Source organism: Streptomyces sp. NPDC056480 (assembly GCF_042795405.1).
Classification (GTDB): Bacteria; Actinomycetota; Actinomycetes; order Streptomycetales; family Streptomycetaceae; genus Streptomyces.
Map to the genome: position 1 here is coordinate 1 of NZ_JBHTSA010000164.1, position 14,660 is coordinate 14,660.

General features: G+C 73.6%; 16 protein-coding genes. 7 read left to right on the top strand and 9 right to left on the bottom strand.

Features of this window, described 5'->3' with window-relative positions; translation table 11 throughout:
- Positions 1–164: 164 nt before the first annotated feature.
- On the top strand, positions 165–1,010 hold the full coding sequence (locus tag ACFQ79_RS37395; protein WP_383591993.1) for a MurR/RpiR family transcriptional regulator: 846 nt from the start codon (positions 165–167) through the stop codon (positions 1,008–1,010).
- 22 nt (positions 1,011–1,032) lie between these two features.
- On the opposite strand, the gene ACFQ79_RS37400 is transcribed toward ACFQ79_RS37395, so the two are convergent.
- The 6 genes from ACFQ79_RS37400 to ACFQ79_RS37425 form a co-directional block, all read right to left on the bottom strand.
- A complete protein-coding gene (locus ACFQ79_RS37400) occupies positions 1,033–1,404 on the bottom strand; it encodes a hypothetical protein (RefSeq protein ID WP_383591996.1) in 372 nt (123 codons plus the stop codon).
- A gap of 98 nt (positions 1,405–1,502) precedes the next feature.
- Positions 1,503–1,895 (bottom strand): roadblock/LC7 domain-containing protein, encoded by a 393-nt coding sequence (locus ACFQ79_RS37405; RefSeq protein WP_030315243.1) that lies wholly within the window; start codon positions 1,893–1,895, stop codon positions 1,503–1,505.
- A 41-nt stretch (positions 1,896–1,936) separates the two neighbouring features.
- Positions 1,937–2,731: a transcriptional regulator gene (locus ACFQ79_RS37410; RefSeq protein WP_383591999.1), complete on the bottom strand. Its 795-nt coding sequence runs from the start codon at positions 2,729–2,731 to the stop codon at positions 1,937–1,939.
- Positions 2,728–3,120: a hypothetical protein gene (locus tag ACFQ79_RS37415; protein ID WP_383592002.1), complete on the bottom strand. Its 393-nt coding sequence runs from the start codon at positions 3,118–3,120 to the stop codon at positions 2,728–2,730. Before ACFQ79_RS37415 ends, ACFQ79_RS37410 begins: the two co-directional genes overlap by 4 nt.
- A gap of 151 nt (positions 3,121–3,271) precedes the next feature.
- Positions 3,272–3,757, bottom strand: a complete 486-nt coding sequence (locus tag ACFQ79_RS37420) for an SRPBCC family protein (protein WP_383592004.1) — start codon at positions 3,755–3,757, stop codon at positions 3,272–3,274.
- 32 nt (positions 3,758–3,789) lie between these two features.
- On the bottom strand, positions 3,790–5,160 hold the full coding sequence (locus tag ACFQ79_RS37425; protein ID WP_383592007.1) for a diaminopimelate decarboxylase: 1,371 nt from the start codon (positions 5,158–5,160) through the stop codon (positions 3,790–3,792).
- 103 nt (positions 5,161–5,263) lie between these two features.
- Between ACFQ79_RS37425 and hutU the strand changes: the two genes are divergently transcribed.
- The 5 genes from hutU to ACFQ79_RS37450 all read left to right on the top strand — a co-directional run bounded on the left by hutU (position 5,264) and on the right by ACFQ79_RS37450 (position 11,581).
- Positions 5,264–6,940 (top strand): urocanate hydratase, encoded by a 1,677-nt coding sequence (hutU, locus tag ACFQ79_RS37430; RefSeq protein ID WP_383592010.1) that lies wholly within the window; start codon positions 5,264–5,266, stop codon positions 6,938–6,940.
- Between the two features lie 17 nt (positions 6,941–6,957).
- Positions 6,958–8,154: an allantoate amidohydrolase gene (locus ACFQ79_RS37435; RefSeq protein ID WP_383592031.1), complete on the top strand. Its 1,197-nt coding sequence runs from the start codon at positions 6,958–6,960 to the stop codon at positions 8,152–8,154.
- The gene (locus ACFQ79_RS37440) at positions 8,145–9,485 is read left to right on the top strand and encodes a formimidoylglutamate deiminase (protein WP_383592013.1); all 1,341 of its coding nucleotides are present in this window, start codon (positions 8,145–8,147) and stop codon (positions 9,483–9,485) included. The genes ACFQ79_RS37435 and ACFQ79_RS37440 overlap by 10 nt, the downstream gene beginning before the upstream one ends.
- A 59-nt stretch (positions 9,486–9,544) precedes the next feature.
- A complete protein-coding gene (gene hutI, locus ACFQ79_RS37445; RefSeq protein WP_383592034.1) occupies positions 9,545–10,759 on the top strand; it encodes an imidazolonepropionase in 1,215 nt (404 codons plus the stop codon).
- A gap of 69 nt (positions 10,760–10,828) precedes the next feature.
- On the top strand, positions 10,829–11,581 hold the full coding sequence (locus ACFQ79_RS37450; protein WP_383592016.1) for a hypothetical protein: 753 nt from the start codon (positions 10,829–10,831) through the stop codon (positions 11,579–11,581).
- 6 nt (positions 11,582–11,587) lie between these two features.
- Here ACFQ79_RS37450 and ACFQ79_RS37455 read toward each other — a convergent pair whose 3' ends face one another.
- The 3 genes from ACFQ79_RS37455 to ACFQ79_RS37465 all read right to left on the bottom strand — a co-directional run bounded on the left by ACFQ79_RS37455 (position 11,588) and on the right by ACFQ79_RS37465 (position 13,321).
- Complete coding sequence (locus ACFQ79_RS37455; RefSeq protein ID WP_383592019.1) at positions 11,588–11,938, bottom strand: VOC family protein; 351 nt, start codon at positions 11,936–11,938, stop codon at positions 11,588–11,590.
- 95 nt (positions 11,939–12,033) lie between these two features.
- A complete protein-coding gene (locus ACFQ79_RS37460) occupies positions 12,034–12,390 on the bottom strand; it encodes a hypothetical protein (RefSeq protein WP_383592022.1) in 357 nt (118 codons plus the stop codon).
- Positions 12,391–12,625: 235 nt separating this feature from the next.
- Positions 12,626–13,321, bottom strand: a complete 696-nt coding sequence (locus ACFQ79_RS37465; protein ID WP_383592025.1) for a phosphotransferase — start codon at positions 13,319–13,321, stop codon at positions 12,626–12,628.
- A gap of 123 nt (positions 13,322–13,444) precedes the next feature.
- On the opposite strand from ACFQ79_RS37465, the gene ACFQ79_RS37470 reads away from it, so the two are divergent.
- Positions 13,445–14,527 (top strand): GNAT family N-acetyltransferase, encoded by a 1,083-nt coding sequence (locus ACFQ79_RS37470; RefSeq protein WP_383592028.1) that lies wholly within the window; start codon positions 13,445–13,447, stop codon positions 14,525–14,527.
- The last annotated feature ends 133 nt before the right edge of the window (positions 14,528–14,660 follow it).

A 14,660-nucleotide genomic window follows, 5' to 3' on the forward strand; every position in this document is an offset into this window, starting at 1 on the left:
GGCCCGCCGGGCTTCCCGGCGGGCCCGACCACGCGATTCCCCGACGGGCCTCCCGCGTGCGATTCCTGCCGGGCTTTCCCTTCGCACTTCTCTCCCGAGCACCCGCTGCATATCCTTATGCAGAGCCCTTCGCGGGTGAATAGGTGAGAGAGAGGGGCGGCGGCATGAGCGACAGCCCGGCCGGTCGGCTGCAGGCGCTCTTCGAGGGGCACCGGCTGACGCCGACACAGCGGCGGATCGCGCACTGCATGGTGCGGCGCGCCGGTGACGTGCCCTTCCTGTCCAGCGTCGAGCTCGCCGAGCTCGCCGGGGTCAGTCAGCCCTCCGTCACCCGCTTCGCCGTCGCCCTCGGATTCGACGGCTACCCGGCGCTCCGCCGCCATCTGCGCGAGGTCGCGCCCCCCGAGCCCGATGCGGCCGGGGGCGAGGGGGATGCGCTCAACGAGTACCAGCAGGCCGTCCTCGCCGAGATCGAGAACCTCAGGCACCTCGCCGGACTCCTCGCCGACCCCGCGCCCGTCGAGCGGGCGGGCCGGCTGCTCGCCGGCTCCCGTCCCCTGCCCGTGCTCGGTCTGCGGGCCGCCTCCTCGCAGGCGCGTGGCTTCGCCTACTTCGCCGCCAAGGTGCACCCGGACGTCCGGCTCCTCGACGAGGCCGGCTCCATGCTCACGGACCGCGTCGACGCCGCCGTACGCGCCGGGGCCACGGCCCTGCTGTGCTTCGCGCTGCCCCGGCACCCTCGGGAGGTCGTCGAGGCCCTGGAGTACGCGCGTGCGGCCGGGCTCACGGTCGTGACCGTCGCCGAGTCGGCGTTCGCGCCCGTCGCCGCCCACAGCGACCTGCTCATCCCGGCCGCCGTCGGCACCGGGCTCGCCTTCGACACGGCCTGTGCGCCGATGATGCTCGGCCGGGTCCTCCTGGAGGCCATGGCCGACGAGCTCCCCGACGCGCAGGCGCGCCTGGAGGAGTTCGACACGAAGGCGGCGGCGCGGGGCCTGTTCGTCGAATAGGCCCCGCGCCCGCGCAGCCGGGTCAGACGTCCAGCTCGGCCTCGATCTTCTTCAGCTGGTGGCGGGCCATCGCCAGGTTGGCGCGGTCCTTGTCCAGGGCGAGGTACAGGAACAGGCCGGTCTTCCCCTGCCCCTTGAGCAGCCGGATCATGTGGTACTGCCGGCCGAGGGTGATCAGGATGTCCTCGATCTCTTCGCCGAGGCCCAGCATCTCCATCGTCCGGACCTTGGCCCGGACGACGTCGGTGTTGCCGGCCGCCGCCATGTTGAGGTCGAGCTCCTTGCCGCCGCCGATCGTGCCGAGCGCCATGCCGCTGGTGTAGTCGACGAGGGCCGCGCCGATGGCGCCTTCGATGGAGGCCGCTTCCTTGAGGGAGGTCTCGGTGTTCGCCATGGGTGTCGCACTTCCTTTTCGTGTACGGGTCTTCTCAGCGGTGTTCGTGGTGCGTGGTGCTCGTTCCGCGGTGCCTGTCGTGCGTGGTGCGGTGGGTGTCAGTTCAGGTCTCTGCGCTCCAGCGCGCCGTCGACGAGTTCGCCTATCCGGACGCTGGACCTGCGGGCCTCCAGGTGGAGCCGCCCGACGTTGATGCGGGGCTCGGCGAGCAGCGTCAGGACGGCCGAGCCGCCCGCCGCGTACGTCGCCACGTAGCCGTTCTCGCCGCGTACCAGCAGCTCCCGGAACCGGCCCTGGCCGGTGCTGTCGGTCAGCCGCTGGCCGACGCCGAGCGCCGCCGCGGTCAGCGCGGCCACGCTCTCCGCCTCGCCGTCGACGGTGTCGTGGGCCAGGACGAGCCCGTCGGCACTGGCCGCGAGCGCTCCGGTCAGCTGGGGCAGCCGGGCCCGGAGCCTTCTGAGCTCGCCGAGTACCTCGGCTTCTGCCGTCATGAGCTGTTTCCTTTCGGCGCGCAGGCGCAGGGCACGCCTCATCACAGGTGTGCCTCCAGGGCGTCACGGAGCCGGCGCAGCAGGGCGATGTCGGGATCGGCCACCGGCAGGGCCGGTAACAGGGCAGGCAGGGGTGGTGGCAGCGGTAGCGGGGCGGGGTCGAGCGGCGTCTCGACGAGCCCGGCGGCCGCGAGCCGCCGGACGTCGAGGAGGGTGTGGAAGGCGGGGCGGCCGAGCGCCAGGGCGAGCTCCGCCGGGGTCCGCCGCCCGTCCGCGGCGGCGAGCAGGGCCCGCTGGCGCGCCCCGACGGTCTGGCCGGGGGCGGCGCGGCGCGGTACGACGGGGGAGGTGTCCACGGCGGCGTACGGCCAGACGGCGTCGAGGAGTTCGCGGCGGCGTACCGTCTCGCGCTCGACCGCCTCGGCCGACACGGGCCGCACCGCCCCGAACCAGTGCCCGACCCCGTACCGGAAGCGGGTCGGTCCGCTGGTGGGGGAGAGGGCGAAGAAGGCCGCGTCGAAGACGGCTCCGAGGTGGCAGATCTCCAGCTCGCCGTCGTGGATCCGGCCGCTGTCGACGAGGAAGCGGCCGACGGCGCGGTGGGCGCCGGCCCGGTCGACGGCCTCGTCCCAGCCCTCGCGGGGCAGCCGGCCGCCGGTGGTGAGGAGCACGTCGACGCCGGGGGCGGCGGGGCTCTCGGCGTGGACGACGCGGCCGTCGACGAGGTAGAGCGTGCCGTGGTCGCGGAGCAGGGCGCCGGTGGCCTTCTCGGCGGCGAGCCGGACCAGCATCGGGGAGACGGGGGTGGCGACGACGGTCGCTCCGGGCGCGCTCATCCCAGGACCAGCCGTTCGGCGAGGTCGCGGAGGCGCATGCGGGCCAGGGCGAGGTTGCCGGTGTCGCGGTCGAGCCAGAGGTGGAGGAAGACGCTGCTGTCGAAGGTCGTCTCGACGAAGCGCAGGACGTGGTAGCCGGCGCGGGTGGTGACGATCAGGTCCTCGACGGGCGGTTCGTCGCCGGGGTCCTCCCCTGCGGCGGCGAATGAGTCGAACTCGGCGGCGGCTCGGGCGAGTTCGGCGGTTTCGGCGGCGGTCGTCTCATGGTCGCCGACCGGTGAGTCGCCCGCCGTCCCGAGGGCGAGCCCGCTGGTCCAGTCGACCAGGGAGGCTCCGCGAGCGCCCGGCAGGGCCATGGCCTCCAAAAGGCACTCGTCGATTCCGGGCACGCGGATTCCCCTCCCGATGCGGCGTGCGAACGTGCGGCAGTGACGGTGACGTTACTGAACGCAGCGGCCTCAGGGGGGTGTTCTGGCATTTTCCATCGGAACATGCCAGCACTCGACGGCAATCGGGCCCGGATGTGTGTCAGGTCGACCGTCAGGTCTTCGATTCGACCGCGTTCGCGATCTCGGACAGGTCCTTCGTGAGCGCCTTGGCGACCGCCTTGGCGCCGAAGCGGGCGATCAGCCGTCCCAGGAAGCCCTGCCTTCGGCCGCGGGAGGGCCGGGCGGAGAACGCCATCCGCAGGGTGGTCGCCCCGGTCCCGTCGGGCGTGAGGGTGATCTCGGAGACGTAGTGCATGCCGTGCGAGTCGGCGACCGTGACGTACCGGTCGGGCGGCTCGCACTCCGTCACCAGCATCTCCTCGGTTGCCTCCTTGCCGAGCATCCGCCGGGTCTCGCGCCAGCGGGTGCCCACGGCGAAGCCGCCCTCGGTGAGCACCTCGACCCGCTCGACGCCCGAGAGGACGCGGGGCATGTCCGGCAGGTCGGTGATCGACTCCCAGACCCGCCCGGGGGAGGCGTCGACCCGCCGCTCGACGACGACGGTCGTGGTGTTCGAGCCGGTTCCCGTTCCAGTCATGGCTTCATCGAAACCGCGACGCACGGCCCGCGCTACCCGACGAGGGCGTCCGCGTGCGCCCCGCCCGACTCGGCGACGATCTCCGCGAGCGTCTGCGGCTTCCGTACGGTCGTGAAGGCGACCACCCCTTCGCCGCCCCCGCCCCCGCCTCCGCCCCCTCCCCCGTCGCCGTCGCCGTCGCCGTTCTCCGTCACCGTGAAGCCGTGGATGCCCGGCCGGGGCAGGCTGTTGTACGCGTAGTGGTGGGCGAAGTAGTACGCGCCGGTGTCCGGCACGGCGACCACGTCGCCCTGGTGCAGCAGCGGCAGCGCCCGGCCGGTGGCGAGCAGGTCCCCGGCGAAGCAGGCGGGGCCCGCCACGTCCTGGACGGTGACCTCCCCGGTGCGGGGGCGGCCCTCGGCGTCGTAGGCGAGGACGCGCAGGGGCCAGGCGTCGGGGGCGTAGACCGTCCGGGTGGCCAGCTGTACGCCCGCGTGGGTGACGGCGATGGGGCGGCCGCCCGAGGTCTTGGTGTACTCCACCCGGGCGAGGACCGTGCCGTGCTTGGCGAGCAGCGAGCGGCCGAACTCGGTCACCAGCCGGTAGCGGCCGTCGAAGAGCCCGGGGACGGTGTCGGCGAGCAGCCGGGCGTACTCCGCGTACGTCGGCGTCTCCTCGTCGGAGTGGAAGTTGACCGGCAGGCCGCCGCCGATGTCGAGGGTGTCGATCTGCTGCCGTCCGGCCGCGTGGTTGATCTCCTCGGCGAGCGCGTACGCCTCCCCGACGCCTTCGGCCATCAGGGCGAGCGGGACGCCCTGGGAGCCGGTGTGGGTGTGCAGCCGGGTCAGCCAGGGCCGCTCCAGGTAGGCCTGGACGAGGGCCTTGCGGGCGCCCTCGTCGCGGAGTGCCACGCCGAACTTGGAGGTGGCGGTCGCGGTCGAGAGGGCGCCGATGGAACCGGCTCCGACCTGCGGGTTCACCCGGATCCCGAGCGGTGAGGCGGTGGGCGCCGAGGCGACGAGCGCGTCGAGCCTGGCCAGTTCCTGGAGGTTGTCGGCGTTGACGGCGATGCCGAGCGCGAGGGCCTGGCGCAGCTCGGCGGGGGTCTTGGCGGGGGAGTCGAGCACCGTTTCGGCGGGCGGGACTCCGGCGGCGCGCGCGAGGGCCAGCTCGCCGGGGCTCGCGACCTCGACGCCGAGCCCGGCCTGGTGCAGGAGGCGGAGCACGGGGACGAGCGGGGCGGCCTTGACGGCGAAGGCGTGCAGCACGTGAGCGTCGGTGACGGCGGCGAACGCGCTGGTCAGGGCGGCGGCGGAGGCGCGGATGCCGGTGGTGTCGAGGAGGGCGACGACCGGTTCGGCGGAGGAGAGGAGTCCTTGGTCGACGGCGGCGCGGACGGCGAGATCGCGGCGGGAGGAGGCCATGTGTCCATCCCATCACCGGGACGTGCGGCCCCGCAGCTGTTGACTACAACTATTCAAGACGCCAGGATGTGAATATCTGAACGACATTCGAGGAGGCACCGCCATGTCAGGACCCCGCCCCGTACGGGCCCCGCGCGGTACGGAACTGAGCGCCCTGGGATGGCAGCAGGAGGCCGCCCTCCGGATGCTCCAGAACAACCTCGACCCCGAGGTCGCCGAGCACCCCGACAAGCTCGTCGTCTACGGCGGCACCGGCAAGGCCGCCCGCGACTGGCGCTCCTTCGACGCCATGGTCCGCACGCTCCGGACGCTGAAGCAGGACGAGACGATGCTCGTCCAGTCCGGCCGCCCCGTCGGCGTCATGCAGACCCACGAGTGGGCCCCGCGCGTCCTCATCGCCAACTCCAACCTGGTCGGCGACTGGGCCAACTGGGAGGAGTTCCGGCGCCTGGAGCAGCTCGGCCTCACCATGTACGGCCAGATGACCGCCGGGTCCTGGATCTACATCGGCACCCAGGGCATCCTGCAGGGCACGTACGAGACCTTCGCCGCCGTCGCCGCGAAGAAGTTCGGCGGCACCCTGGCCGGCACGATCACCCTCACCGCCGGCCTCGGCGGCATGGGCGGCGCCCAGCCGCTCGCCGTGACGATGAACGACGGCGTCGCGATCTGCGTCGACGTCGACCCGCGCGCCATCGAGCGCCGCATCGAGCACCGCTACCTGGACGTGAAGGCCGACAACCTCGCCCACGCGCTCCAGCTGGCCGTCGAGGCCCGCGACGCCCGCCGTCCGCTCTCCATCGGCCTGCTCGGCAACGCGGCGGAGCTCCTGCCGCAGATGCTCGCCGAGGGCGCCCCGATCGACATCGTCACCGACCAGACCTCGGCGCACGACCCGCTCGCGTACCTGCCGATCGGCGTCGCCTTCGACGACATGGCGGACGCGGCGGCCAAGGACCCGGCGGGCTTCACCACCCGCGCGCGCGAGTCCATGGCGAAGCACGTCGAGGCCATGGTCGGCTTCATGGACGCCGGCGCCGAGGTCTTCGACTACGGCAACTCGATCCGCGGCGAGGCCCAGCTGGCCGGCTACGACCGTGCGTTCGCCTTCCCCGGCTTCGTCCCCGCGTACATCCGCCCGCTGTTCTGCGAGGGCAAGGGCCCGTTCCGCTGGGCGGCCCTGTCCGGCGAGGCCTCGGACATCCACAAGACGGACAAGGCGATCCTCGACCTCTTCCCGGAGAACGAGTCCCTGCACCGCTGGATCAAGATGGCCGGCGAGCGCGTCCACTTCCAGGGCCTGCCCGCCCGCATCTGCTGGCTCGGCCAGGGCGAGCGCGACAAGGCCGGCGACATGTTCAACGACATGGTCGGCAACGGCACCCTCGCCGCCCCCCTCGCGATCGGCCGCGACCACCTCGACTGCGGCTCGGTGGCCTCCCCGTACCGCGAGACCGAGGCCATGCTCGACGGCTCCGACGCCATCGCCGACTGGCCGCTCCTCAACGCCATGGTGAACGTCGCCTCCGGCGCCTCCTGGGTCTCCATCCACCACGGCGGCGGCGTCGGCATGGGCCGCTCCATCCACGCCGGCCAGGTCTCGGTGGCCGACGGCACGAAGCTCGCGGGCGAGAAGATCCGCCGCGTCCTGACCAACGACCCCGGCATGGGTGTCATCCGGCACGTCGACGCGGGCTACGACATCGCGGAGCGGGTCGCCGACGAGAAGGGCGTACGGGTCCCGATGCGCGAGGGCTCCGAGGACGAGGCCTCCGCGTGAGCGCGAGCTTCGACGCCATGTGGCGGTCGCTGCGGCCCATCGGCCGCAGCGCCGCCTCCGGTGGCTACCGGCGCTACGCCTGGACCGAGGCAGACGCCGACTGCCGGCTCTGGTTCCGCATGCAGGCCGAGGCCCGCCGCATGGACGTCGAGACCGACCGCAACGGCAACCAGTGGGCCTGGCTCGGCGACCCCACGGCCGGAGACGCCGTCGTCACCGGCTCCCACCTGGACTCCGTCCCGGACGGCGGCGCGTTCGACGGCCCCCTCGGGGTCGTCTCCGCCTTCGCCGCCCTCGACGAACTCCGCTCGCGCGGCGTCTCGTTCAAGCGCCCGCTCGCCATCACCAACTTCGGCGACGAGGAGGGCGCCCGCTTCGGCCTCGCCTGCGTCGGCTCCCGCCTCACCGCCGGCCGGCTGACGAAGGAGCAGGCGTACGAGCTCCGCGACGCCTCCGGCATCAGCCTCCCGCAGGCCATGGAGGCCGCCGGCCACGACCCCTCGACCATCGGCCCCGACCCCGAACGGCTCGCCCGCATCGGTGCGTTCGTCGAACTCCACGTCGAGCAGGGCCGCGCCCTCGACCTGTCCGGGGACTCCGTCGGCATCGCCTCCTCCATCTGGCCGCACGGCCGCTGGCGGTACGACTTCGCGGGCGAGGCCAACCACGCGGGCACCACCCGCCTGGTCGACCGGCGCGACCCGATGCTCACCTACGCGGAGACGGTCCTCGCCGCCCGCCGCGAGGCGGAGCTGGCGGGCGCCGTCGCCACCTTCGGCAAGATCGCGGTCGAGCCCAACGGCGTCAACGCCATCCCGTCCCTGGTCCGCGGCTGGCTCGACGCCCGCGCCGCCGACCAGGACGCGCTCGACACGGTCGTGGCGGGCGTCGAGACGGCGGCCCGCGACTACGCCCGGCGGCACGGCATCGACCTCACGGTCGTCCGGGAGTCCTTCACCCCGGTCGTGGACTTCTCGCACGCCCTGCGCGACGAGCTGTCCCGGATCCTCGGTGAGTCCGGAAAGGTCCCGGTCCTCGGCACCGGCGCCGGACACGACGCGGGAATCCTCTCCGAATCGATTCCGACCGCCATGCTGTTCGTACGGAACCCCACCGGCGTCTCGCACTCCCCGGCCGAGTTCGCGGCCGAGGACGACTGCGTGGCCGGGGTCCTCGCACTCGCCGACGTACTGGAGGAGCTGGCGTGCCGCTGACGACGTACTGGCTGGAACACGCCTGGCTCGACACGAACGTCGAGCCGGGCGTGGCCCTGGACGTGGACTCCGACGGCCGGATCACGGCCGTCCGCACGGGGGTGGACGCCCCGCCCCCGGGTGCCGTCGCCCTCCGCGGCCTCACGCTCCCCGGCCTCGCCAACGCCCACTCGCACGCCTTCCACCGCGCCCTGCGCGGTACGGTCCAGGTCGGCTCCGGCACGTTCTGGACCTGGCGCGAGGTCATGTACAACGTCGCCCAGCGCCTCACCCCCGACAGCTACTTCGCCCTCGCCCGCGCCGTGTACGCGGAGATGGCGCTGGCGGGCATCACGGCCGTCGGCGAGTTCCACTACCTCCACCACGCGCCGGGCGGCACCCCGTACGCCGAGCCCAACGCCATGGGCGAGGCGCTGATCGCCGCCGCCGGCGAGGCGGGCATCCGCATCACCCTCCTCGACACGGCGTACCTCTCGGCCGGCTTCGGCGCCGCACCCGACCGGCACCAGCTCCGCTTCTCCGACGGCACGGCCGAGGCCTGGGCCGAGCGGGCGAGCGGTCTGAAGGAACGGGACGGCGTACGGATCGGGGCGGCGATCCACTCGGTCCGCGCGGTCCCGGCGGACCAGCTGTCCACGGTGGCCCGCTGGGCGCAGGACCGGGAGGCCCCGCTCCACGTCCACCTCTCGGAGCAGACCGCCGAGAACGACGCCTGCCTCGCGGCCCACGGCCGCACGCCCACCCGGCTCCTGGCCGACCACGGGGTGCTCGGCGCCCGGACCACGGGCGTCCACAACACCCACATGACCGACGCCGACATCGCCCTGATCGGCTCGACGTCCACCGGCACCTGCATGTGCCCCACGACGGAACGGGACCTGGCCGACGGCATCGGCCCGGCCGTCGCCCTCCAGCGGGCCGGCTCCCCGCTGTCCCTGGGCAGCGACAGCCACGCGGTGATCGACCTCCTGGAGGAGGCGCGCGCGATGGAGCTGAACGAACGCCTCCGCACCCGCACCCGCGGGCACTGGACGGCGGCCGCCCTCCTGCGCGCGGCCACGGCGGACGGCCACGCGGCCCTCGGCTGGACGGACGCCGGCACCCTGGAGGCCGGCGCGCTCGCCGACTTCACGACGATCGCGCTCGACTCGGTCAGGACAGCGGGACCGGTACCGCGTCTGGCAGCCGAGACGGCGGTATTCGCAGCGTCGGCAGCGGACGTCCGGCACACGGTCGTGGGCGGTCGTCACGTCGTACGCGACGGGGTCCACCAGACCGTGCAGGACGTGCCCCGTGCCCTCGCGGACTCGATCGCCGCACTGCGCGGCTGAAGCGCCTGAAGGAGACACCTCTCACCATGAACACGGGCCCCGAGGCGACGAACAACCCGATGGCGAGCTCCGCCCCCACGAGCGCGAACAGCGCCGTGGCGACGACCGCCACCGCCATCGTCAACATCGCCAGCCTCGTCACGAACGATCCCTCCCTCGGTGATGGCAGTGCCCTGGGTCTGATCCGGGACGCGGCCGTCGTCATCGACGGCGACCGCGTCGTCTGGGTCGGTGAATCCAGCAAAGCACCGGCCACTGACAACCGGGTCGACGCCGGCGGACGGGCGGTGGTCCCCGGCTTCGTGGACTCCCACTCGCACCTCGTCTTCGCGGGCGACCGCACCGCCGAGTTCAACGCCCGCATGTCCGGCCAGCCCTACAAGGCCGGCGGCATCCGCACCACCGTCGCGGCGACCCGCGCGGCCACCGACGCCGAGCTCTCGGCCAACGTCGCCCGCTACCTCCGCGAAGCCCTCCGCCAGGGCACGACGACCTTCGAGACCAAGTCGGGCTACGGCCTCACGGTCGAGGACGAGGCCCGTGCGCTGCGCATCGCGGCCGAGCACACCGACGAGGTCACGTACCTCGGCGCGCACATCGTCTCCCCGGACTACGCCGACGACCCGGCCGCGTACGTGGACCTCGTGACGGGCGAGATGCTGGACGCGTGCGCCCCGTACGCCCGTTGGGTGGACGTCTTCTGCGAGAAGGGCGCCTTCGACGGCGACCAGGCACGCGCGATCCTGACCGCGGGCAAGGCCAGGGGCCTGCACCCCCGGGTGCACGCGAACCAGCTCACGTACGGCCCCGGCGTCCAGCTCGCGGTGGAGCTGGACGCGGCGAGCGCGGACCACTGCACGCACCTGACGGACGCCGACGTGGACGCGCTGGCGAACGGATCGACGGTCGCGACCCTCCTCCCGGGCGCGGAGTTCTCCACCCGCGCGCAGTGGCCGAACGCCCGCCGCCTCCTGGACGCGGGCGCGACGGTCGCCCTGTCCACGGACTGCAACCCCGGTTCGTCCTTCACGTCCTCGGTCCCCTTCTGCATCGCTCTCGCGGTACGGGACATGGGCATGACCCCGGACGAGGCGGTCTGGTCGGCCACGGCGGGCGGCGCGGCGGCCCTGCGCCGCACGGACGTCGGCCGGCTGGCGCCGGGCACGCGCGCGGACCTCGCGTTCCTCGACGCCCCGTCCCACGTGCACCTGGCGTACCGCCCGGGCGTCCCGCTGGTGACGGAGGTCTGGCGGGCGGGCGTGCGCGTGGTCTGAGCACGTGGGCGCGGAGGTTGAGTAACCGTACTCAGGTGCGGCCCGGCCCGCCGCGCACAGACTGCGGTCATGACTACGAAGCACTCGACCACCATGCGGAACAAGCGAGTCGGCGGCGCGCTCGCGGCGGCGCTGTGCGCCCTCGCGCTCACGGCCTGCGGTACGGAGGGGAGGGGCGAGGTGACGGCGGGAGCGGCCATGGCCGCGAAGCCGACCGCCACGCCCACGCCCACGGAGGCGAGACCCGACCCCATGGACGACCCCGGCCTCACCTTCGAGGAGCAGAGGGCCGCGGTCGCCTTCATGGAACTCGTGACCCAGGTCGCCGCGCCGTGCGAGGAGGTCGCCGAGGACCTCCCCACCGTGCCCTCGAGCCTCCCGCCGCAGCGGCCGGTGCCGGTCCCGGCCGAACCCGAGGGCCCGCGGCCCCGGCCCGGCGCCTCGGAAGTCCCCGTTCCCGTCGAGGACCTGCCCCCGCCCGCCGACACCGCCTGGAACTTCGACCGCGTGCGCCAGGAGGTCGAGTTGGGCGAGGTCGAGAAGTGCGCGGCCCTCCGCCACGGCAGCCGTATCGCGAAGGCCCTGGACGGGACGGGTGACCCGACCGCGGCCCATGTCGAGAAGGCCCTCGGCGAGATCGGCTACAACCTCCCCTACCGCCTCCACGGCCCCGTGGAAGCCGGCGGAAAGGTCGAGTTCACCCTGGACCTCCGAGGCGGCGAGCTGTGCCTCGACGGCACCTACGACGGGACCCGCACGACCTTCGACCCGTACGGCGTCCATCCGGCGGTGTACTGCACGGACGTGAAGCGGCGCGGCTGAGGCCCGCTAGGACCGGTGGCTCAGGACGTTGATCACACGGCCGTCCGGGTCGCGGGTGAAGAAGCGGCGCACGCCCCAGGGTTCGTCGGTCAGGGGGTGGACGATCTCGGCGCCGGACGCGCGGACCGTCGCGTACACCGCGTCCACGTCGTCGACCTCCACGCTCAGGTCCGGGACGACCGGTGCGGTCAGGTCGTGGGTCATCAGACTGATCTGAGCGGCGGGGGCCGAAGGGGAGGCGAGGGTGGTGATCCAGCCGTGGTCCATCACCGCCTCGAACCCGAGCAGCCCGTAGAAGTCACGGTTCTCCTCGGGGGAGGCGGTGTGGAGGTTCGGGACCGCGCGGCGGATCGTCATCGACGGCTCCCGATCGTCGGGCGCGGCGCGCGGGACTCGTTCCCGGGTTCGACGGTCGTCAGTGCTCCCATGACCGCACCCTAGCGAGCCGGGGTTCAGCGGAACTCGTGAACCAGCTCGATCTCGCCCACGATGTGCGCGTTGAACTCGTCGAGCTCCTCGGCCGGCACCCACAGCTCCAGGATCGTCCGCCCGCCCGCCTGCTGGACGGGGTACCTGCGCAGGAACTCCGTGTCGACCTCGAAGCGCGTGACGAAGCCGGCGCCGTCGTGCCGGACGTTCCAGTCGCGCGCGATCGTCACCGCGTACTCCTCGACGAGGACCGGGTAGAAGATCGGCTGCTCCGGCAGCCGCGGCGGCCAGGCCCGCCACTCCAGCTCCCGCACGAGGTCCAGCTCGATCGGGCCGGTGGGGCGCCACAGAGTCGTCGTCGGGCGGGGGGCGGCGGTCACGGTGTTCGCTCTCTCTCGTACGGGGGCAGCCGCGGGCGCGGTCTGCGGGCCCCGACCGTACCGACGGGGGCGGGCGCCGGGCCACCGGGTTTCGCGGCGGGTCACTCGGTCCGCTCACGCGACCCGCCTCGGCCCCGCCTGCTCATGACCCGCCGTCACCCTGCCTCGTCGCTCGGGCCGCTCGGGCCGCTCGGGCCGCTTATGCGGCCGGCCCGCCGTCACCCCGCCTCGCCGCTCAGGCCGCCCCGGACGCCGCCAGCTCGGTCACCAGTGCCGCCGCCGCGCCCAGCGCCGCCACCTCCCCCTCCGTCAGGCACGGGTCCGCCGCGCGGCGGACCCGTGCCGTGCCGATGTGCGGCAGGACGGGGGCCGTCGCGGCCGACAGGAGCGCCGCCAGGCCCGCCCGGGCGCCCGGGGCGTACGGGGCGGGGGAGACGGCCACCTCCGCGAGGAGCAGCGCCGACATCGCGTGGTCGAGTCCCGGCGGGTGTCCCTCCTCGGCCGTCTCCCAGTCGATGACGACGGGCCCCCGGCCGGCCGTCAGGAGGACGTTCCCGGGGTGCAGGTCCAGATGCGCGGGCGGCGACCCCGGCAGCGCGTGCAGCCGCGCCAGGAGCTCCGCGATCAGGACGCCCGCCGGTTCCGGTTCGTACGTGCCGTCCAGCAGGGCGTCCAGGAGGGAGGGCCCCGCGAGGCGCTCCATCACCAGATCGGGCCCCTCCGTGCGCAGCACCGCCGGGACCGGGTAGCCCTGGCGCGCCAGCCGCGTCATGACCTCGGCCTCCCGGGCCGTGCCGCCGCCGTCCCGGTTGCGCCGCAGCACCCACGCGTCGTCCCCCGGCAGCGCGTACACGTCCGCGGTCCTGCCCCACCCGATGATCTCCAACTCGTCCACCCCGCGAGCCTCTTGATCACCACGGATCCCCGCCATGTCCCCTCCTTCACGGGTTGGTCACGGAAAGGCCCAGTATCCCTGCCGCGGGTCACCACGGACCGGTACCGTCCCTCCTGGTAGTGCTCAGGGGGTAGACCGGGGGGTCGGCAGGTGAGTGCTGTGAGCGTGCGCGTCGTGCGGCCGGGGGAGCTGAGCGAGCGCGAGACCGAGGCGTGGCGGGAGCTGCGCGCCAAAGCCGGCGGGCCCGCGAATCCGTTCATGGAGCCGGAGTTCACCCGGGCCGTCGCCGAGGTCCGCCCGCGCTCGCGGGTCGCCGTCTGGTGGGAGGACGGTGAGCCGGTCGGCTTCTTCCCCTACGAGAAGGGCCTGTTGGGCGGAGGCCAGGCCATCGGCTTCGGGGTCTCCGACAGTCAGGGAGCCGTCCTGCGCTCCGGACTGCGGCCGGGCGCACGGGCGTTGCTGCGCGCCTGCGGTCTCGCCGTCTGGCGGTTCGACAACCTGGAGGACGGGCAGCCGGTCTTCGAGGGCGCCGCCACCGAGTCCTTCGCCTCGCCCGTGATCGACGTCGGCGAGGGGTACGCGGCCTACGAGGCCCTGCTCCGCGCCCAGTCGCCCAAGTTCCTCCGGACCACGCTCGCCAAGGAGCGCAAGCTCGGCCGGCAGGCGGACGGCGAGGTGCGCTTCGTCTTCGACGAGCGCGACCCGGCGGCCCTGCGCACCCTCATGGCGTGGAAGTCCGCCCAGTACCGCAGGACCGGACGCGGCGACCGCTTCGCCCAGGAGTGGATCAGTGCGCTCGTCCGCCGTCTCCACACGCTCCGTACGCCCGGCTGCTCCGGCGTCCTGTCCGTGCTGTACGTGGGGGAGCGCCCGATCGCCGCGCATTTCGGGCTGCGGTCCCGGACCGTGCTGTCCTGCTGGTTCCCGGCGTACGACCCCGAGTTCGCGAAGTTCTCGCCCGGGCTCGTCCTCCATCTGCGGATGGCCGAGGCCGCGGCCTCGGCCGGGATCGGGATCCTGGACCTGGGGCGCGGCGCGGCCGAGTACAAGGACGCGCTGAAGACGGGGGAGTTGACGGTGCACGAGGGCGTCGTCGCCGTCCCGGGCGCGCGCGCCGCCCTGCACTGGCTCGGACGTGAGCCCGCCCGGGGTGTCCACCGATTCGTCCGCGACCGGCCGGCCCTCGCGGCCCGCGCCCGCGCCACCCTCACGGGACTCGCCCGGCTGCGGGGGAATCGATGACCGCCGCGGCCTCGGTAGGTGCCGAGGCCGACGGGGCCACCTCCGGGGGCGTGTCTTGCCGATCAGGCCGGGCTCGCGGCGTCCTGAGCCGGCCTGATCGACAGGACACCCCCTAGCCCGGCGGCTCCGTGGC